The sequence below is a fragment of the Cryobacterium adonitolivorans genome (assembly GCF_004402695.1).
Lineage (GTDB): Bacteria > Actinomycetota > Actinomycetes > Actinomycetales > Microbacteriaceae > Cryobacterium > Cryobacterium adonitolivorans.
The window spans coordinates 62,124-80,171 of the sequence record NZ_SOFL01000028.1 but is presented as its reverse complement, the minus strand read 5'-3'; the positions used below and the strand labels follow the sequence as shown (position 1 = coordinate 80,171).

The 18,048-nt window shown below is 69.5% G+C and carries 19 protein-coding genes; 11 read left to right on the top strand and 8 right to left on the bottom strand.

What is annotated here, in order from left to right:
- The first annotated feature begins 1 nt into the window (after position 1).
- The 7 genes from E3O42_RS08505 (at position 2) to E3O42_RS17970 (ending at position 8,126) form a co-directional block, all read left to right on the top strand.
- Positions 2 to 1,012, top strand: coding sequence for a carbohydrate ABC transporter permease (locus E3O42_RS08505; protein WP_134453525.1), 1,011 nt, complete (start codon positions 2 to 4; stop codon positions 1,010 to 1,012).
- Positions 1,012 to 1,896, top strand: coding sequence for a carbohydrate ABC transporter permease (locus E3O42_RS08500; RefSeq protein ID WP_134453524.1), 885 nt, complete (start codon positions 1,012 to 1,014; stop codon positions 1,894 to 1,896). Before E3O42_RS08505 ends, E3O42_RS08500 begins: the two co-directional genes overlap by 1 nt.
- Before the next feature lie 62 nt (positions 1,897 to 1,958).
- Positions 1,959 to 4,379 carry a beta-xylosidase/alpha-l-arabinosidase gene (locus tag E3O42_RS08495; RefSeq protein ID WP_478213363.1) on the top strand — a complete coding sequence of 807 codons (2,421 nt, stop codon included), beginning with the start codon at positions 1,959 to 1,961 and terminating at the stop codon, positions 4,377 to 4,379.
- 211 nt (positions 4,380 to 4,590) lie between these two features.
- The gene (locus E3O42_RS08490) at positions 4,591 to 5,724 is read left to right on the top strand and encodes an acyl-CoA dehydrogenase family protein (protein ID WP_134453523.1); all 1,134 of its coding nucleotides are present in this window, start codon (positions 4,591 to 4,593) and stop codon (positions 5,722 to 5,724) included.
- A complete protein-coding gene (locus E3O42_RS08485) occupies positions 5,721 to 7,175 on the top strand; it encodes a bifunctional PIG-L family deacetylase/class I SAM-dependent methyltransferase (RefSeq protein ID WP_241984726.1) in 1,455 nt (484 codons plus the stop codon). Before E3O42_RS08490 ends, E3O42_RS08485 begins: the two co-directional genes overlap by 4 nt.
- Positions 7,172 to 7,873, top strand: a complete 702-nt coding sequence (locus E3O42_RS08480; RefSeq protein WP_166787934.1) for a glycosyltransferase — start codon at positions 7,172 to 7,174, stop codon at positions 7,871 to 7,873. The genes E3O42_RS08485 and E3O42_RS08480 overlap by 4 nt, the downstream gene beginning before the upstream one ends.
- Before the next feature lie 91 nt (positions 7,874 to 7,964).
- Positions 7,965 to 8,126, top strand: coding sequence for a hypothetical protein (locus tag E3O42_RS17970; protein WP_166787933.1), 162 nt, complete (start codon positions 7,965 to 7,967; stop codon positions 8,124 to 8,126).
- A gap of 56 nt (positions 8,127 to 8,182) precedes the next feature.
- On the opposite strand, the gene E3O42_RS08475 is transcribed toward E3O42_RS17970, so the two are convergent.
- Both E3O42_RS08475 and E3O42_RS08470 read right to left on the bottom strand, forming a co-directional pair.
- Complete coding sequence (locus tag E3O42_RS08475) at positions 8,183 to 8,929, bottom strand: SGNH/GDSL hydrolase family protein (protein ID WP_241984725.1); 747 nt, start codon at positions 8,927 to 8,929, stop codon at positions 8,183 to 8,185.
- A gap of 54 nt (positions 8,930 to 8,983) precedes the next feature.
- The gene (locus E3O42_RS08470) at positions 8,984 to 9,538 is read right to left on the bottom strand and encodes a HEAT repeat domain-containing protein (protein ID WP_134453519.1); all 555 of its coding nucleotides are present in this window, start codon (positions 9,536 to 9,538) and stop codon (positions 8,984 to 8,986) included.
- A 107-nt stretch (positions 9,539 to 9,645) separates the two neighbouring features.
- On the opposite strand from E3O42_RS08470, the gene E3O42_RS08465 reads away from it, so the two are divergent.
- A complete protein-coding gene (locus E3O42_RS08465) occupies positions 9,646 to 9,888 on the top strand; it encodes a MetQ/NlpA family ABC transporter substrate-binding protein (protein WP_134453518.1) in 243 nt (80 codons plus the stop codon).
- A 56-nt stretch (positions 9,889 to 9,944) separates the two neighbouring features.
- Here the strand turns inward: E3O42_RS08465 and E3O42_RS08460 are convergent, their stop codons facing one another.
- Positions 9,945 to 10,421, bottom strand: a complete 477-nt coding sequence (locus E3O42_RS08460; protein WP_166787932.1) for a GNAT family N-acetyltransferase — start codon at positions 10,419 to 10,421, stop codon at positions 9,945 to 9,947.
- 109 nt (positions 10,422 to 10,530) lie between these two features.
- On the opposite strand from E3O42_RS08460, the gene E3O42_RS08455 reads away from it, so the two are divergent.
- From E3O42_RS08455 to E3O42_RS08445, 3 genes are read left to right on the top strand one after another with little or no spacing between them, the layout of a single operon-like run.
- Positions 10,531 to 10,977 (top strand): FAS1-like dehydratase domain-containing protein, encoded by a 447-nt coding sequence (locus E3O42_RS08455; protein WP_134453516.1) that lies wholly within the window; start codon positions 10,531 to 10,533, stop codon positions 10,975 to 10,977.
- The gene (locus E3O42_RS08450) at positions 10,974 to 11,414 is read left to right on the top strand and encodes a MaoC family dehydratase (protein ID WP_134453515.1); all 441 of its coding nucleotides are present in this window, start codon (positions 10,974 to 10,976) and stop codon (positions 11,412 to 11,414) included. Before E3O42_RS08455 ends, E3O42_RS08450 begins: the two co-directional genes overlap by 4 nt.
- 6 nt (positions 11,415 to 11,420) lie before the next feature.
- Entirely contained in the window at positions 11,421 to 12,590 is a 1,170-nt protein-coding gene (locus E3O42_RS08445; protein ID WP_134453514.1) for a UDP-N-acetylmuramate dehydrogenase, read from the top strand.
- Between the two features lie 104 nt (positions 12,591 to 12,694).
- On the opposite strand, the gene E3O42_RS08440 is transcribed toward E3O42_RS08445, so the two are convergent.
- The 5 genes from E3O42_RS08440 to E3O42_RS08420 form a co-directional block, all read right to left on the bottom strand.
- Positions 12,695 to 13,312 carry a response regulator gene (locus tag E3O42_RS08440; protein ID WP_134453513.1) on the bottom strand — a complete coding sequence of 206 codons (618 nt, stop codon included), beginning with the start codon at positions 13,310 to 13,312 and terminating at the stop codon, positions 12,695 to 12,697.
- The gene (locus E3O42_RS08435) at positions 13,309 to 14,598 is read right to left on the bottom strand and encodes a sensor histidine kinase (protein ID WP_134453512.1); all 1,290 of its coding nucleotides are present in this window, start codon (positions 14,596 to 14,598) and stop codon (positions 13,309 to 13,311) included. Before E3O42_RS08435 ends, E3O42_RS08440 begins: the two co-directional genes overlap by 4 nt.
- Before the next feature lie 28 nt (positions 14,599 to 14,626).
- Positions 14,627 to 15,499 carry an ABC transporter permease gene (locus E3O42_RS08430; RefSeq protein ID WP_134453511.1) on the bottom strand — a complete coding sequence of 291 codons (873 nt, stop codon included), beginning with the start codon at positions 15,497 to 15,499 and terminating at the stop codon, positions 14,627 to 14,629.
- Positions 15,496 to 16,392, bottom strand: a complete 897-nt coding sequence (locus tag E3O42_RS08425; protein WP_134453510.1) for an ABC transporter ATP-binding protein — start codon at positions 16,390 to 16,392, stop codon at positions 15,496 to 15,498. Before E3O42_RS08425 ends, E3O42_RS08430 begins: the two co-directional genes overlap by 4 nt.
- 240 nt (positions 16,393 to 16,632) lie before the next feature.
- A complete protein-coding gene (locus E3O42_RS08420; protein ID WP_166787931.1) occupies positions 16,633 to 17,853 on the bottom strand; it encodes a pyridoxal phosphate-dependent aminotransferase in 1,221 nt (406 codons plus the stop codon).
- Positions 17,854 to 18,048: the final 195 nt, after the last annotated feature.

The window sequence follows — 18,048 nt, the reverse complement described above, 5'->3', positions numbered from 1 at the left end:
CATGTCAGTTCGCGAGAACACTCCGACGCGATTAGAGGTGGATCTCGCGAACGGCGGGGACGCGGGCACCACGCCCGTGGCCCCGACTGTGCGCCGCCGCCGCAGCAGTTCGGGGGGAGCCAGGGTCGAGATCGCGGTCCTCGTGGGCCCCGCGCTGATTGTCTTCCTCGGCTTCGTGATCTTCCCCGTCGTGATGGCGGCCTACTACGGCTTCTTCAGCTGGCAGGGCTACGGCCCGCCCACCGATTTCGTCGGGTTCCGCAACTACGTCACAATCCTCCAGGACCCGACCTTCCAGGAAGCCCTCACCCACAACGGCATCATCGTCGTTCTCTCCCTCGTTCTTCAGGGACCGGTGGCGATCCTCCTCGCGCTGCTCCTGAACCGGAAACTACGCGGCCAGTCCCTCATCCGGGTGCTGATCTTCGTGCCCTATGTAATTTCTGAGGTCGTCGTCGGCACCGGCTGGAGCCTGATGCTGCAGACCAACGGCGCCGTCAACGGAATGCTGGAGAACCTGGGACTGGGCGCTTTCACCCAGGACTGGCTGTCCCACCCTGACATCGCCATCTGGACCCTCATGGTGATCATCACCTGGAAGTACGTCGGCTTCGCCGTCATCCTCTTCCTCGCTGGCCTGCAGGGCATCCCCGAGGAACTCCCGGAGGCCGCGGCCATCGACGGCGCCTCCTTTTGGCAGATCCAGCGGCACATCACACTGCCGCTGCTGGCACCCACGCTGCGCATCTGGGCGTTCCTGTCGATCATCGGCGCCCTGCAGCTCTTCGACCTCGTCTACATCATTTGGGGTCAGTACATCGCCTCCACCGCGGGAACCTCGACAATGGCGACCTACCTCGTCGCGAACGGCCGGAACGCCGGCAACTACGGCTACGGAAACGCCGTCGCCGTCGTGCTCTTCCTGATCTCGCTCGTGGTCGCGCTGATCTACCAGCGCTTCGTGCTGCGCCGGGACACCGAGGGCGCCATCACTGGAAAGGGAAAGAGCTGATGACCGTCATCACGACGCCCGCTGTGGCGCTGCCGCCGGCCAATCCGTCGGCCCCGATCAAGGCGAACCGGCGGTGGGGAACCCCCGTCGCCTACGTCGTCGCTGTTATCGTGATCGGCCTGATGCTGGCCCCGGTGTTGTTCATCATCATCGGCGGGTTCCGCACCAACGCCCAGATCACCACCGACCCGTCCGGCTGGCCGAGCGTATGGAACATCGGCAACTACCTCGATGTGCTCACGGGAGGCACGTTCTGGCGGCTCGTGGGGAACTCCCTGATCGCCGGTCTCGCCACCACTCTCGGCGTGGTGCTGCTCGGCCTGATGGCGAGTTACGTGCTGGCCAGGTACTCCTTCCGCGGCCGCGGCCTGCTTTATGCCACGTTCGCCGCTGGCCTGATGTTTCCGATGACCGTGGCCATCACCCCGCTCTACCTGGTGGTGAAGAACCTGGGCCTGATGAACTCGCTCGGCGGCGTCATCCTGCCGCAGATCGCCTTCGCGTTGCCGACGACCATCATCATCCTGGTGCCGTTCCTGCGCGCCATCCCCGATGAGATCCAGGAGGCCGCCTTCATCGACGGCTGCAGCCGGCTGGGCTTCTTCTGGCGGATGATCGTGCCGCTGGCCATGCCCGGCGTCATCACGGTGGGCATCCTGGCGTTCATCGCCAGCTGGAACAGCTACCTGCTGCCGCTGTTCATCCTGAACAATGACGCGGTGTTCACCCTGCCCCTGGGCGTGCAGTCGTTCGCGTCGCAGTATTCGGTGGATACTGCGAAGGTGTTGGCCTTCACTTCGCTCTCCATGATTCCCGCGCTGGTGTTCTTCGCCCTGTTCGAACGCCGCATCGTCGGCGGGCTGACCGGCGCGGTCAAGGGTTGATCGGCTGCCCGCGGTAATCGCAGCCTGATTCGTCGACGTAGTAGCAAGAGAAAGAGACCGTTGTGACCTTCCCAGAATTGCCTGCGGCATCTAAACGCGTGCGCGAGCTGCTTGCCCGGATGACCCTCGAAGAGAAACTCGCCCAGCTTGTCGGCTACTGGGTGGACCAGGGCGGCGAGGTCGTCGCCCCCCTCGCCGGTGAAATGGCCACCTCGACGAAGTACGAGGACGCCACACTGCACGGGCTCGGCCACCTCACCCGGGTGTACGGCACCCGGCCGGTCGATCCCGTGGAGCGGGCGGAGTGGCTCTGGGCTGAGCAGCGCCGCCTCACCGAGCACACCCGGCTCGGCATCCCCGCCATCGTGCATGAGGAGTGCCTGACCGGGCTCGCGGCGTGGAAGGCCGCGACCTTCCCGACCCCGCTCGCCTGGGGGGCCGCATTCGATCCCGCCCTGGTTGAGGAGATGGGGCTTCTGACTGGGCGCTCGATGAAGCAGCTCGGCATCCACCAGGGTCTCGCCCCGGTGCTGGACGTCATCCGCGATCCGCGCTGGGGCCGGGTCGACGAGTGCATCGCCGAAGATCCCTACGTTGTCGGCACCATCGGTACCGCGTATGTCACCGGTCTCCAAGCGGCCGGTGTACACGCGACCCTCAAGCACTTCGTGGGATATTCGGCCTCGCAGGCCGGCCGGAACCACGCCCCGGTGCACGTCGGGATGCGGGAGATCAACGACGTGTTCCTGCCCCCATTCGAGATGGCGGTGCTCGACGGCGGGGTGCGCTCGGTGATGAACTCATATGCTGAGATCGACGGCGCGCCCGTCGGCGCCACGCCGGAATACCTCACCGAGATCCTCCGCGACCGGTGGGGCTTCGACGGTGTCGTCGTTTCCGACTACTTCTCGGTGGCGTTCCTGCAGCTGATGCACGCTGTCGCCGCCGACCGGGGTGAGGCCGCGGAACTCGCGCTGGTCGCCGGGATCGACGTGGAGTTGCCCACCGGCGACGCCTTCCTCGCGCCCCTGGCCGCGCGGGTGCGGGCCGGGCTGACCGAAGAGGCGCTCATCGATCGGGCCGTGCTGCGGGTGCTCTGCCAAAAGGAGGACCTGGGTCTGCTCGACGAGACCTTCACCATGGCGCCCACCGAGATCGACCTCGACTCCCCGGAGCACCGGCGGGTGGCGCGTGTCCTGGCCGAGGAATCGCTGATTCTGCTGACCAACGACGGGGTCCTTCCGCTCCTGGGCGCCGGCGAGCGAGGACCCGGCACCATCGCTGTGCTGGGCCCGAACGCCGACTCGACCGAGGCTCTGATGGGATGCTACTCGTTCGTGAACCACGTGCTCGCCCACCATCCGGACGTACCGGCGGATCTGGACATGCCCACGGTGCTGGAGGCTTTCCAGCAGGAGTTCCCCTCCGCGGAGATCGTGTTCGCCCCGGGCTGTACGGTGGAGGGGTCCGACGACTCCGCGATCGCCGCCGCCGTGGAGATGGCTCGCGCCGCCGACGTGGCCGTAGTGGTCGTGGGCGACCGGGCCGGCCTGTTCGGGCGCGGCACCGTGGGTGAAGGCAACGACGTGGAGAGCCTCGAGCTCCCCGGGCTGCAACGCCAACTCGTGGAGGCCGTGGTGGCATCCGGCACCCCCGTGGTCATGGTGCTGATGACGGGTCGCCCGTATGCCGTGGCGTGGGCCATCGACGGCCCGCACGCGCCGGCGGCAGTGCTGCAGGCGTTCTTCCCCGGTGAAGAGGGCGGAGTCGCGATCGCCTCGGTGCTCTCCGGCACGGTCTCGCCCACCGGGCACCTGCCCGTGTCGCTGCCCAGGTCTGCCGGCGCGCAGCCGTACACCTACCTGCACCCGATCCTGGGCGGCCCGTCGGATGTGACCAGCGTGGACAGCACCCCGGTGCTGCCGTTCGGGCACGGTCTGAGCTACACCACCTTCGACCGAACCGGGTTGGCGGCCGACGCCACGGTCGTGGCCGGCGGTGCCTTCTCGGCGAGTGTACGCATCCGCAACACCGGCGCGCGGGCCGGCACCGATCTCGTACAGCTCTACGCGCGTGATGTGCACGCGAGCGTCACCCGCCCGGTCGCGCAGCTGCTCGGCTACCACCGCGTCACGCTCGAGCCCGGCGAAGAGGCCGTGGTGCGCTTCGAGGTTCCGACGGCCAGGCTGGCGTTCACCGGCCTCCGCCACGAGCGCATCGTCGAGCCGGGCCAGGTGGACCTGTGGGTGGGCGCATCGTGTGCCGACAAGCAGACCGCGGCGGAGATCACCATCACCGGCGCCGTGCACCGGGTGACCGTGGCAGACGGGCGCCTGGTGCAGAGCCAGGTCGAGCGGTTGGCCGCGCGTCGCGGCAGAGCCGGGAATCCGGCCGCCACCGCGCGTCTCACAACGCTGCGGGCAGAGGAAGGGGCAGGCCACCCCGATGACGGCCCGCCCCATGCGGTGGTGCTTCGGGTGTGACCTCGGTCGGGCCCTCTCAACGGTGCCTCAGGGTCACACTTCGGGGAACACCCCCGTATGGGGGGATAATATCCCGGTTTTTCCTTCTTCGTAAGGAGTCAGGCGCGATTTCTTCGGGCGAACGGTGCGATGTTTGGCAGGATGTTCTGACACGTACCGCCACGCGGCATCGGAGACTCCGGGCAGCCGCTGTGCCGGATCAGGGGGAGACATGACGACGCAGCCGGGCACCGCAGCCGTACCCGCGGTGGTGACGGTCGGGGGAGTCAGCAGGGGTCGCGGATCGCGGCGGCCGGAGGACCACGAGCGGCTGGCCCACCTCGCCGAGGCGGCCTGGGCCGTGGACGGCAACGCGGAGCGGGCCATCCGGTTCGCCGTGGCGTCGGCCGGAACCCTGCCGCAGCCCGGCTCTGGGCACACGAGTGCCCTGTTCGACGCCCTCGCCACCGTGGCCGCGGCCGACCTCACGGCCGCCCGGGTGCTCGAGGCGCACACCGATGCCCTCGCCATCCTGCAGCAGGCGCCGGGCGGCACGACCGAGGCGGTCGCCGCCGGCGCGGGGTGGAGCGGTTCGGAGCCGAACAGCTGGGGCGTCTTCGCGGCGGAGAGTCCGGGCATGAGGGTGGCCGCCACCCGCAGCCCGGGAGGCTGGCAGGTAAGCGGCCGGAAGCCCTGGTGCTCGCTCGCCGGCTCGCTCAGCCACGCTCTCGTCACGGCACACACCACGCCGGAGGGAGAACAGCCGGCTCGTCGGCGGCTCTTCGCCGTGGACCTGGCCGACGCCGGTGTCACGGTTCAGGAGGACGCCTGGTTCGCGACGGGACTCAGCCAGGTGCCCAGCTGCCCGGTTGAGTTCACCGATGTTCCGGCGCTGCCCATCGGCGACGACGGCTGGTACCTCACCCGGCCCGGTTTCAGCTGGGGCGGCATCCAGGTGGCCGCCTGCTGGTGGGGCGGCGCCGTAGGCGTGGCCCGGCAGCTGCGCGCCGCCGCGGAGCGGCGGGAACCGGATCAGATCCTTCTGGCCCACCTGGGCGCGGTGGACATGGCCCTCGTCGGCGCGGGCGCGGCCCTGGCTGACGCCGCCGCGGCGATCGACCGCGGCGAGGCCTTCGGCGAGTCCGGCGGGCTGCTCGCCGCCCGGGTGCGCGGCCTCGTCGCCCGCACGGTAGACGAGGTGCTCGGCAGGACCGGGCACGCGCTCGGACCGGCCCCGCTCGCCCTGGACGCCCGGCACTCCCGCCGGGTGGCCGACCTCACCCTCTACGTACGCCAGCACCACGCGGAGCGGGACGATGCGGCACTCGGCAGCCGCCTGCTCGCGGGGGAGGCGGCCTCGTGGTGAGCTTCACCCACGACGCTGGCGGCACCAGTGAACGGCTCTGGGACAAGGCCGGCTGGTCGGACCGGATCCGGCCGCTCGCGCTGGGGGACTGCGCCCGGCTGATCGTGGTCGCCGCCCACCCCGATGACGAGTCCCTCGGCGCCGGCGGTCTGATCGCCGTCGCTGGGCAGCTCGGCATGGCGATCACGGTGATCCTCGCCACGAACGGTGAGGCGTCGCATCCGCGTTCGCCCACCCTGACGCCCGACGATCTGGCCGCGGTGCGCCGGGTGGAGATGGTGAACGCCGTGCGTGCTCTGGCGCCGGCGGCGACGGTGCGCCTGCTCGACCTGCCCGACGGTGACCTGTCCCAGCACCGCAACAGCCTGGAGGAGGCCGTGTCGCAGGAGGTCGCGGCGGAGGAGGCAGGTTCCTGGCCGGCCAGGGCGACGTGGGTCGTCGCCCCATGGCGGCTGGACGGGCATCCCGACCACGCGGCCGCGGGCGAGGTGGCGGCTTTCGTCGCCGGCCGCACCGGCGCCAGGCTGTTGGAGTACCCGATCTGGGCGTGGCACTGGTCGGCGCCCGAGGACCCGGTCTGGCCAACAGGCGACGGTGGCACCGAGCTGTGGAGCCTCGACCTCGACGCGGCGGCGCGGGAACGCAAGAACACTGCCATGGCGGCGCACACCAGTCAGGTGCAGCCGCTGTCGGAACGGCCCGGTGACGAGGCCATCGTGCAACCGGGTTTCGCCGCCCATTTTGAACGGCCCTATGAGGTCTTCATCGGCGCCGTCCCGTTGGACGGGGCTGCGGCCGGCGCCGAGCCGGCCGGCGCCGCAACAACCGGCACGGGGGCGCCCCCGGCGAGCCTGACGGCCGGCTTCTTCGACGAGTTCTATGCGGGGTCGGCGGATCCCTGGGGATTCGAAACCCGGTGGTACGAGGCCCGCAAACGCGCCGTCACCCTGGCGGCACTGCCGCTGCCGCGCTACGGCGCCGCCCTCGAACTGGGTTGCTCGATCGGCGTGCTCAGTCGCGACCTCGCCGACCGCTGTGACACCCTCCTGGCCACCGACATCAACGCGCAGGCGCTGGCCGTGGCCCGTGACCGACTCGTTGGACTGCCCGGCGTAGTGGTGGAGCGGCGCGCCCTGCCGGCGGAATGGCCGGCCGGCACCTTCGACCTGGTGGTGCTGTCGGAGATCGGCTACTACTGCTCGCCGGCGGACCTGGCCGTGCTCCTGGAACGCTGCCGGCAGAGCCTGCGCCCGAACGGCGCCCTGGTGGCCTGCCATTGGCGGCACCCGGTGGGGGAATACCCGCTCGGCGGCGACGAGGTGCACGCGGCGCTCGCCGCGTTGCCCGGACTCGACCGCACGGTGCAGCACGTTGAACGCGACTTCGTGCTGGAAGTCTATGAGCCGTGCCCCGCCCCCTCCGTGGCGCAGCGGGAGGGGCTGGTGCCGTGACGACTCGCATCGACCGTCTTATCGTGGTGGTGCCGGCCCGCAACGAGGAGAGCCGGCTGCCGCGGTGCCTGGCCGCGCTCGCCGACGCCGTGCAGGCCCTGGAGGAAGAGCGCGGCGCAGCCGCCCCGGCCGTCTCGGTCGTCGTGGTCCTGGACCGCTGCACCGACGGGTCGGCCGATGTCGTGGCGCTGTGGCCGCAGTTCCGTGCGCTGGAATGCGCGGCAGGTTCGGTCGGTTCCGCTCGCCGGGAGGGAGTGGCCCACCTGTTGTGCGACGCCGCGGCTGCGCACACCTGGGTGGCCACGACGGATGCCGACTCCGCGGTCCCCCGGCGGTGGCTGGCGGTGCAGCTGGCCCTGGCCGAGGCCGGCACCGAACTGGTGCTCGGAACGGTGCTGCCCGACGAGGAGCTGCCGGTGCTGGAGCGTGCCCGCTGGCACGAGTCGCACAGCCTGGTCGACGGACATCCGCATGTGCACGGCGCCAACCTGGCCGTGCGCGCCGACCGCTACCTGCAGGCCAAAGGGTTCAGCGACGTCGATTCCGACGAGGACGTGCTTTTGGTGGCGGCGCTCCGCACCCTCGGTGCGCGCGAATGCCGCACTGCGCTCATCCCGGTGCTCACGTCCGGCCGGCTGGACGGCCGGGTGCCGGGCGGATTCGGCGGCTATCTCGCCGGCCAAGTGACGACACACTGACGAAAACTCAGAAATAGCTCGCGATCAGGGCCCCGCTGGGTCTACCATCTCGAACACGAGGAAACCCTCGGCTCTAGGAAAGGTTTGAAAGATGAATCTTCTACTTATCATTATCGCCGTCGTGGCGGTGGTCCTGCTCATCACCGGCGGGCTCGTCGAGTCGCTCCAGTTCCTTCTCTGGGTCGGTGTGATCCTCGCAGTGATTGCCGTCATCGTCTTCCTGGTCCGGATGATCTCGGGCCGCAAAGTCTGATTCGTCCTCGACAGCACTGACGGGCCGCGGGGGAAACCACGTGGCCCGTCTGCGGTCTACGGCGTCTCGACGACGGTCAGCGCGGGCCGCTTGGGCGGGCGGCCGTCGCCGGACGACCGGCCGGTGAGCCGGCGGCCGATCCAGGGCAGCACGTACGCGGCGTAGTACGCGGCGGTGTCCTGGATGCGTTCCCGCGGCGGGGCTTCGCCGGCTGCGCCCATGGCCCATCCGGCGGGGACCGGCACGTTCAGCGCGCTGAGTACGTTCGTTGCGACCCTGGTGTGCCCGCAGGCGTTCAGGTGCAGCTTGTCGGCCGACCAGAACCGGCTGTTCATGAGCTCGGTGTCGATCCAGTTGTCCACCAGGGTGACTCCGGGCTTGCCGAAGGTGTCCCTGGCAGCCTCGGCGAGCTTGTCGCCGCGCTTCTGCATCAGGGAGCCCAACGGCAGGTGCCGGGACGGATTTCCGCCGCTGAGCACCACAACGTGGATGCCGTCGGCCACGGCCCGGTCGACGACCCGGTCGAGCAGGTCGACGACGTAAGAGATCTCCACCCGGGGGCGCATCATGTCGTTGCCGCCGCCGCACACGGTGAGCAGATCCGGTTTCAGCGCCAGGGCCGGTTCCAGCTGGTCGTTCACGATCGGTCCGAGCAGCTTTCCGCGAATGGCGAGGTTCGCATACGAGACCGGATCGGGGGTGGCCGCAGCCAACCCGATCGCGACGAGGTCGGCCCAGCCGCGCACCTGGCCGTCGGGCAGGTCGTCACCGACGCCCTCGGTGAAGCTGTCGCCGATCGCCACATACCGCCGATACGGCTGTGTACTCTGGTGCGGAGTGGGGATGGCGTTCGTGGGTTACTCCTTGGGAAGGTCGAGCCGGGTAATGATGGCGTCGCGTGCCTGCTGCGCCGCACGGCGCACGTCTTTGTCGGGGTCGCGCAGGCGCACCACGATGGTGGGGATGTCCTGTTCGCGACCCTGCACGGCGAGGGCGTTGAGGGAGGCGACCCGCACGCGGGGCACCTCGTCGGTGGTGGCCTTCACGAGCTTCGGCGCAACATCCAGGCCACGCAGTAGCACGACCTTCGCGCACATCTCGCGGATACGCCAGGCCTCGTTGTTCAGGCCCACGACCACGTACGGAGCCGCGGAGTCGTTCCACACGTGCAGCAGGGCGCGGGCGCCCCACAGCTCGGGCCAGTACAGCGCGGGTGCTCCCTCGAGGATGCCGAGCGCGTGCCGGCCGCCCACGTAGAGCAGGAAGTCCTTGCCGGCGTTCTTGCCGCGCATCAGGGCGACGGAGTGGTCGACGACGGTGGACTCGCCGTAGTGTTCGACGGCCTTGGCGATGCGTTCGGCGGTGGGCAGGTCGATCGGAAGATCGGGGTGTGGGGTCAATTTGTTATGCATAACGAGTCAACGTTATCCCGCGAAGGGGGTCGGCGTGGCGTCCGGGGGCCGAGCGACGCATTTCGTCACAGTGATTTGGCGCACGGCGTTGCGATCGACCGCAGGCCGTGCAGGACGTCGACGTCGCGTTTGTCACCATCTCGTTTGCGCTGCCGGCCGGCCTCACCGCCGACCAGGCCATCCTGATCGAGGGTAAGGACAGCCCGTACGCCAACGTGCTGGCCACCACGCCCGAGCTCGAGCTCGAGAACGACCCCCGCATCGTCAAGCTGAAGGAGCTGCTGCTCTCCGATGAGACGCAGGCCTACATGGAAGAGACCTGGGGCGCACTGGTCATCCCCTCCGTCTGACCCGGATGAGCCTGCTCACGCAGGCTGGCGCCCCGGCACTGTTGGCCGCTACGGCCTCAGTGGCGGGGCTTCGCCGTGACGGCGTCGAGGTCGAGCTCGAAGGCCGTGGCGTTCTCGTAGGGGCCGTAGCTGCCGATCTCGACGAAGCCCAGCCGACGGTACAGCGCCAACGCCTCCGGCTGTGCATGGCCGGTTTCGAGCCGCACCGTCTGATAGCCGAGCTGGCGGGCGAGGCCGGCCAGTTCGCGCAGCATCCGGATGGCGTAACCCTGGCGGCGGTAGTCGGGGTTCGTCCACATGCGTTTGATTTCCACGACGGTCTCGTCGATGCGACGGATGCCGCCGCCCGCGACCGTGGTGCCGTCGTCGACAAGCACCACGAATGCGCCGGTCGGCGACTCGAACTCGCCGGCGTCGACATCCAGAACCGACTCGCCGGCGCCGTGCCCGTAGCGGGCGTCGTACTCCTGGCGCAGGCCGGTGAGCAGGGGGGCAACCTCGGGGGCGGTCAGTGCGACCTGTACGTAATCCACTGGGCCCACTCTGCCCTAACCGGCCCGGCTGGACAATTCTGCGCTCCACCGCAGCCCGGCCGCGGCGGCCGGCCCGCACACGCTTGCGTGTCGCAAGTACACTCGGTACGTGTCCGTGAATCCAGCAATCCAGGGTCGGGTCTTTCCCGCCGTGCCGCCGTATCTCGTCGGCCGGGAGAAGGTGCGCGAGTTCTCGCGTGCAGTCTTCGCGACCAACCCGATCAATTTCGACCCCGATGCCGCCCGCGCCGCCGGTCACAGCGACATCGTCGCGCCGCCGACTTTCGCCGTGGTGGTGCAGGAGGCGACCCTCGCCCAGCTGCTCGCCGAGCCCGACGCCGGCATCGACTTCACCAGGGTGGTGCACGGCGACCAGCGCTTCAGTCACACCCGCCCGATCGTGGCCGGTGACGAACTCACCGCCACACTTCGAGTCACCAGCGTGAAGAGCCTCGGCGGCCACTCGATGGTCACCGCGGAATCGACCGTTGTCGACGCGACCGGTGCCCACGTGGTCACTGCCACCTCCACCCTCGTCGTCAGGGGAGACGAATGACCAGCAGCGCACCTGTCACGCCCAGCCTCGACGGCCTCACCCTGGGCGACATCGTCGCCGAGAGCAGCTTCCCGCTCACCCGGGACTCCCTTGTGCGCTACGCGGGCGCCTCGGGTGACTTCAACCCGATCCACTACCGCGACGACGTCGCCCACGCGGTGGGACTGCCCGGCGTGCTGGCGCACGGCATGCTCACCATGGGCCTGGCCATCCAACCCGTCGTGGACTGGGTCGGCGACTCCTCTCGGGTGCTCGACTACCAGGTGCGCTTCACCCGGCCGGTGCCGGTGGACCCCGACCTCGGCGCCGTCGTCACCGTGGTCGCCAAGGTGGGCGCTCTCGACACGGATGCCGGCGTGGCCAGGATCGACCTCACCGTGACCTTCAACTCCGTCACCGTTCTCGGCAAGGCGCAGGCGCGCGTCTCGCTGGTCTAGGCGGCCATGACCGACCCCGTGACCCTGGCCGAGCTGACGACCCTGCGTGTCGGCGGTGCGCCCACGCGCCTCGTCGCGCCGGCCGATGAGGCCGGCCTGATCCAGGTCGCCCTCGACGCCTGGGGCTCCGACGAACCATGGGTGCTGCTCGGCGGTGGCTCGAACACCGTCGCCGCCGACGTCGGCTTCGACGGCACCGTCATCCACGTGCGCACCCGGGGTGTCGAGGTGCTTGCTCCGGCGCGCGAGGCCGGCACCGACGCGGATGTCGACGGGCGCGCGGTGCGTATCCGCGTGCAGGCCGGTGAACCGTGGGACGAGCTCGTCGCCCTCACCGTGGCCAACGGTTGGGCCGGCATCGAGGCGCTCTCCGGCATTCCGGGGACCACCGGCGCGGCCCCTGTGCAGAACATCGGCGCTTACGGTCAGGAACTGGCCAGCAGCCTGGCCGCCATCGATTTCCTCGACTTCGAGAGCGGCGAGGTGGAACGGCTCAGCGCCGCAGAGCTCGGACTCGGCTACCGCACCTCGGTGCTCAAGCAGGGCCGCCGCGGTGTGGTGCTCGCCGTTGAACTCGACCTGCGCGACATGTCGCCGCAAGCCGCCGTGCTCGGCAGCGCCCTCAGCCGGCCTGTGAACTACCCGCAACTGGCCAACGCCCTCGGGGTGCAGGTGGGCGACCGGGTGCCGCTGGCCGAACTGCGCCAGAGCGTGCTCCGGCTGCGCGCCAGCAAGGGCATGGTGCTTGACGCGACGGATCGCGACACGTACAGCGCCGGGTCGTTCTTCACCAACCCGATCGTGACCGAGAGCTTCGCGCGCTCCCTGCCCGACGACGCCCCGCGCTGGAAGCAGGCTGAGATCGAGCTGCCCGACCGGGTCATTCCGCTCGACGAGTACGCCGGTGTTGGACCGATGACGGGCACCGAGGTCCTGCGCACGGTGAAGCTCAGCGCCGCCTGGCTGATCGAGAACTCAGGCATCCGCCGTGGCTTCCGGCTGCCCGGGTCCGGCGCCGCGATCTCGAGCAAGCACACACTGGCCATCACCAACACCGGCGGCGCCACCGCCGACGAGATCGGTCAGCTCGCCCGCTTCGTGCAGCAGCGCGTGCAGGCCGACTTCGGCGTGATCCTGCAACCCGAACCCGTCTTCGTCGGCTTCACGCTGCTCTAGCCGCGACGCGTCGGGTGCCGAGAGGGCAGTTGGGGCCCCTTGTGGAGCGCGTACTGGGCCTCAAGTGCCCTCTCGCGAGAGGTGCAGGGGGTGCGGGGAACGCGTCAGAGCAGGCGCAGTTCCATGGCCAGGGTGACCGCCCGGGTGCGGTCGCTCACCCCGAGCTTCTCGAAGACGTGCAGCATGTTCACGGTGGCCTCGCCGATGAACAGCGACCTGGCGATCTGCGGGTTGCTCTCGCCGGCAGCCACCAGGCGCAGCACCTCGAGTTCGCGGGCCGACAGCCGGGGCGCCGGCAGGGCATCCGTCCGCACCCGTTGCACCAGCCTCGCGGCGATAACGGGCGCGAGCACGGTCTGGCCGCCGGCCACGGAGCGCACCCCCTCGATGATCTCCGCCTGCGGCGCGGCCTTGAGCAGGTAGCCGCTGGCGCCGGCGGCGATCGCGCCGAGGATCTGGTCGTCCGACTCGTAGGTGGTGAGGATCAGCACCCGGGTGGCCGGGTTCTCCGCCAGAATCTGAGCCGTCGCCGCGGCGCCGTCCAGGTGCGGCATCCGCAGGTCCATCAGCACCAGGTCGGGGCGCAGCTGTTCGGCCAGGCGCACGGCCGCGGCGCCGTCGGCGGCCTCACCGACCACCTCGATGTCGTCGGCGGCGCCGAGCAGGCCCACGATGCCGCCGCGCACGATCGGATGGTCGACGGCGACGAGCACCCGGATCATCCGTGGCCGCCGGCATTTACGGCCTGCGCAGGCACAGGCAGTGCCGGCAGCGGCAGCACCTGCACCGGCAGGGTCACCCGCAGTACCGTGCCGGTGCCGTTCGCAGCGTTGGCCACCTCGAGCCGGCCACCCACCAGGCTGACCCTGTCGCGCATTCCCGCCAGCCCGAAGCCGTTCTCGGACTCCGGGCTGTAGTCGCCCAGGCCCTGGCCGTTGTCGGTGACCGTGAGGGTGACCTCGTTGTACGTGCGGTCGACGGTGAGGCGGGCGGCGCCGGCACGGGAGTGCTTGCGCACATTGGCGAGGGCCTCCTGGCCGCAGCGCAGCAGGACCACCTCGAGGGCGCGATTCAGCGGGGGATGAGCCCCGAGGTCGAGGCTGGTGAGGTCGAGCGTCACCTGGATCCCGGTCTCCCGTTCGAAGCGTTCCGCGAGCCTGGTCACGGTGTGAGCGAGGTCGCCGTCGGCGGCGCGCACCGGCGACATCGACGCCACGAGAGCGCGGGCCTCGGTGAGGGCGTCACGCCCGGTCGACTCGATCAGGTCCAGGCTGTCGGCCACGGCCGAGGTGTCGCCGGGCAGCGCGGCCAGCTCGGAGCGGCCGCGTTGGGTGAGCATGACCAGGCTGGTGAGGCTCTGCGCGATGGTGTCGTGGATCTCGCGGGCCAGTCGTTCCCGCTCGGCCGAGCTGCCGGCGTCGCGGTGCAGCACCGCGAGTTCTTCCTGGGCCGCGGTGAGCTTCTCCACCAGCCTGCGCTGGGCGGCCCCGGCGTCGGCGATTCGGGTGATCCAGGTGCCCATCGCCAGCGCGAAGACGAAGGAGATCGCCTCAATGGCCGTGGCCTGCACGGCCGCGTCGGCCGTGCCCCACATGCCGATCCACAGGCCGAGCCCGGCCGACAAGGACAGCAGGGCGCTCAGGACGACGGCGCCGGAGAACGACCGTGCCAGGGCCCAGAGGATCGGAAAGGCCACCGTCTGCGCGGTGGCCAGGCTGGGGTCGAACGCCGTGGCGGCACCGCAGGCGACGATCAGGGTGATCTGGAACAGTCGGGCGGACACGGGGAACGCCTCGTGGTCGAATCCCGAGTCGCCGGCGCTCCCCGACGCGTCGGGCGAGCGGAGCATTCGCCGGCCCCAGACGAGGTAGCCGATGCCGATGGTCGCGAGCGAGAGCACCCCACCCGTGCGTGCGACCGGGCCGGAGCCAGAGTTATCCGCCGCCATGAGCACAAGAACGATGAGGGACCCGGTCACGATCAGGTCCCACCACCGCCGCGCATTCATGCGCTAAGCATCCCATGCGGCCGGCGCATCAGGCGTCCTTACGGATCCAGCGGAAGGTGAGCCGACTGCCGACGAGCCCCACCACCAGCCAGATCAGCAGCGCGATCGCCACCAACCCCAGCTCCCAGGCACCGTTCTGCTCCTGGGCGGCGAAGCCCTCCGGCAGGAACACCGCACGCATGCCCTGCGCCATCCACTTGAGCGGGAACAGGCCCGCGACGTTCTGCATCCACTCCGGCAGGGCGTTGAACTGTAGGTAGACGCCGGAGATGAACTGCAGCACCAGCACGATCGGGATCACGACGGCCGAGGCGCTGCGTCCGGAGCGGGGAAGCGCCGAGAGGGCGATGCCCAGGAACGCACAAGTGATCACGCCCAGCAGGAACACCCAGGCGAAGGTGACCCACTTCTCCGGCTCGGTGGGCAGGGCGATGTCGAAGACGAACCGGGCCACGATCAGCAGCAGAACGGCCTGCAGGATGCCGGTGACGAGCACCTGGCCGATCTTGCCGATGAAGTAGCTCAGCGGCGACAGCGGGGTGCCGCCGAGCCGTTTGAGGGTGCCGTCGCCCTTCTCGCCGGCGATGTCGATCGCGAGGTTCTGCAGCCCGGAGAGCAGCATGCCCGCGGCCAGCATGCCGGGCAGGTAGTACGCGCCGACGCTGATGCCGCCGGAGCCGTCTGGGTCGGTGCCGATGTTGCCCTGAGCGCTGAACGCGGCCGTGAAGATGCCCAGCATGATGAATGGGAACAGGAACGTGAAGAAGACCGTGTCGGTGGAGCGGAAGTACAGCTTGATCTCGAAGCCGATCCGGGCCAGGCCCAAGCTGAAGAGCCCGTGCCGAGCGGCGCGGTGACCGGCCGGCTGGGACAGCGGTCGCGGGGTCAGTGTCGCGCTCATGCGAGCACCTCCGTGCTTGCGGTGTCGCTGGTGCTGCCGGCCGCGTGGCCGCGCACCAGGCCCAGATAGATGTCTTCGAGGCTGGGGCGGATGACCTGCAGTTCGGCGGGTTCGCTGCCGAGGTCCCTGGCCAGTTGGGCGACCAGGCCGGCAGGTGTCTCGGTGCGCGTCTCCCGCTGCGCCCCGTCGGCGTCCCGCCAGCGCACCAGCGGGATCCGGGCGGCGGGGCCGCCAAGTTCGTCGATGGCGCCGATGTCGATGAGCTTGCCGCCCACGATGATGCCGGCGCGGTCGCTGAGCTCCGCCGCCTCATCGAGGTTGTGGGTGGTCAGCAGGATGGTGGTGCCCTCCGACTTGAGGGTGCGGATGAGATCCCAGAACTGGTGCCTGGCCTCGGGGTCGAAACCGGTGGTCGGCTCGTCCAGGAAGAGCAGTTCCGGCCGGCCGATGATGCCGAGCGCGACATCCACCCGGCGTTGCTGCCCGCCGGAGAGCCTGTGGATGCGGGTCTTCGCCTTCTCCTCAAGCCCGACGGCCGCGAGGACCTCCTCCACCGGGCGCGGGTCCGGGTACAGGCTCGCGAAGTGCCGCAACTGCTCGAGCACGGTGGCGTTGCCGCTCTCGCCGCTGGACTGCAGGACGATGCCGATGCGGGCCTTCCAGTCCAAACCGGCGTGCTGCGGGTCCTCGCCCAGCACCGTGACGTCACCCTCTGAGCGGTCGCGGTAGCCCTCGAGGATCTCGATGGTGCTGCTTTTGCCGGCCCCGTTCGGGCCGAGCAGCGCGAAGGTCTCGCCGGGGCCGATGTCGAAGCTGATGTCGTTGACGGCGTCGAACGGGCCATACGACTTGCTCAGCCGCGAGACGCGCACGGCCGGAGGTGAAGTAGTCATGTACCCACAATCGTCCCGGTGCCGAGTCTGGGCAACACCCTCCCGACCGACCTGCCCATCCACCACCCGGTGGATGCCAAAGGTCGATAGGGAACGAGATCGCCGCACGTGCCATACCGCCGGCCGAGTCGTTCATGTACAGCGTGGTGAGTTGCCCGACCGCGCTGGTGGAGACCGGCGCCAGCCCCTTCGAGGAGCTGAGGGCCGGCCTCGCCGTCATCGTCGAGACGGGTCCCCGAGCTACGAGAACAGCTTCTGGAGGCGCTGGACGCCCTCCAGGAGCGCGTCGTCGCCGAGGGCGTATGACAGGCGCAGGAATCCGCTGGGGCCGAAGGCCTCACCGGGAACCGCGGCCACCTCGGCCTGGTCGAGGATGAGGTCGGCCAGCTCCAGCGATGAGGTGGGGGTGACCCCGCCCCAGGTGCGGCCGAGCAGCCCGGTCACGTCAGGGTAGACGTAGAACGCACCCTGCGGGGTGGGCGTGCGGATGCCGGGAATCTTGTTGAGCTCGGCGACGATGAGCTTGCGACGGCGGTCGAACGCGACCCGCATGGCCTCGGCATCGTCCTGCGGGCCGTTCAGCGCCGCGATACCGGCGCGCTGGGAGATGTTCGACACGTTGGACGAGAGGTGCGACTGCAGGTTGGCCGCGGCAGTGATCGCATCCTGCGGTCCGACCATCCAGCCCAACCGCCAGCCGGTCATGGCGTAGGTCTTGGCGACTCCGTTGACCAGGATTGTGCGGTCGGCCAGCGCCGGGACGGCCTCGACGATCGATACCGCTTTTGTCACTTGCCCTGAGCTTGTCGAAGAATAGGTCAGGTTCTGGTAGATCTCATCGCTGATGACCCAGAGTCCGTGTTCCTGGGCCCATTCGCCGATGGCGCGGGTCTGCTCCTCTGAATAGACGGCGCCGGTGGGGTTGGACGGCGAGACGAACAGGAGCACCTTGGTCTTCTCGGTGCGGGCGGCCTCGAGCTGTTCCACGGTGACCAGATACCCCTGGTCGCTGCCGGCGAACACGTCAACGGGCACGCCGCCGGCCAGGCGGATCGCCTCGGGATAGGTGGTCCAGTACGGCGTGGGCAGCAGCACCTCGTCACCCGGGTCAAGCAGGGTGGCGAAGGACTGGTAGACGGCCTGCTTGCCGCCATTGGTGACGAGCACCCGGGACGGGGGTACCGCCAGGCCGCTGTCGCGCAGGGTCTTCGCGGCGATGGCCTCGCGCAGGTCCGGCAGCCCGGCTGCCGGCGTGTACCGGTGGTTGCGCGGGTCCTTCACGGCTTCCAGCGCTGCCTCGACGATGTGCGGCGGGGTGGGAAAGTCAGGCTCGCCCGCGGCGAAGCTGATCACCGGCCGGCCGGCCGCCTGCAGCGCTTTGGCCTTGCCGTCGACCTTGAGGGTCGCGGACTCCGCAATAGAGCCGATTCTGGTGGAAATCCGTTTGATGTCGTGTGCCACGCTACGAGCATACGGGGCACACGTGTTGCCGCACAGTGTTGCCGCACAGTGATGCCGCGCAGCCGCCGAACAACCCCTCGGAGTGCCGCTGGCTTTACAGGGCACTCGCCGTGACCTAGACTTGATCCGGTAGTTGAAATCTGCCAAGCTTTTTTGCGCCTATTTTGGTCGTTGGAAGCTGGACGGTTTCGCTTC

Bases quoted from the DNA above. Each gene is read 5' to 3' on its own strand.
- E3O42_RS08445 (WP_134453514.1), top strand. From the start codon at position 11,421: ATGACCGACCCCGTGACCCTGGCCGAGCTGACGACCCTGCGTGTCGGC.
- E3O42_RS08440 (WP_134453513.1), bottom strand. From the start codon at position 13,312: ATGATCCGGGTGCTCGTCGCCGTCGACCATCCGATCGTGCGCGGCGGC.
- E3O42_RS08505 (WP_134453525.1), top strand. From the start codon at position 2: ATGTCAGTTCGCGAGAACACTCCGACGCGATTAGAGGTGGATCTCGCG.
- E3O42_RS17970 (WP_166787933.1), top strand. From the start codon at position 7,965: ATGAATCTTCTACTTATCATTATCGCCGTCGTGGCGGTGGTCCTGCTC.
- E3O42_RS08500 (WP_134453524.1), top strand. From the start codon at position 1,012: ATGACCGTCATCACGACGCCCGCTGTGGCGCTGCCGCCGGCCAATCCG.
- E3O42_RS08425 (WP_134453510.1), bottom strand. From the start codon at position 16,392: ATGACTACTTCACCTCCGGCCGTGCGCGTCTCGCGGCTGAGCAAGTCG.
- E3O42_RS08450 (WP_134453515.1), top strand. From the start codon at position 10,974: ATGACCAGCAGCGCACCTGTCACGCCCAGCCTCGACGGCCTCACCCTG.
- E3O42_RS08430 (WP_134453511.1), bottom strand. From the start codon at position 15,499: ATGAGCGCGACACTGACCCCGCGACCGCTGTCCCAGCCGGCCGGTCAC.
- E3O42_RS08490 (WP_134453523.1), top strand. From the start codon at position 4,591: ATGACGACGCAGCCGGGCACCGCAGCCGTACCCGCGGTGGTGACGGTC.
- E3O42_RS08435 (WP_134453512.1), bottom strand. From the start codon at position 14,598: ATGAATGCGCGGCGGTGGTGGGACCTGATCGTGACCGGGTCCCTCATC.
- E3O42_RS08470 (WP_134453519.1), bottom strand. From the start codon at position 9,538: ATGCATAACAAATTGACCCCACACCCCGATCTTCCGATCGACCTGCCC.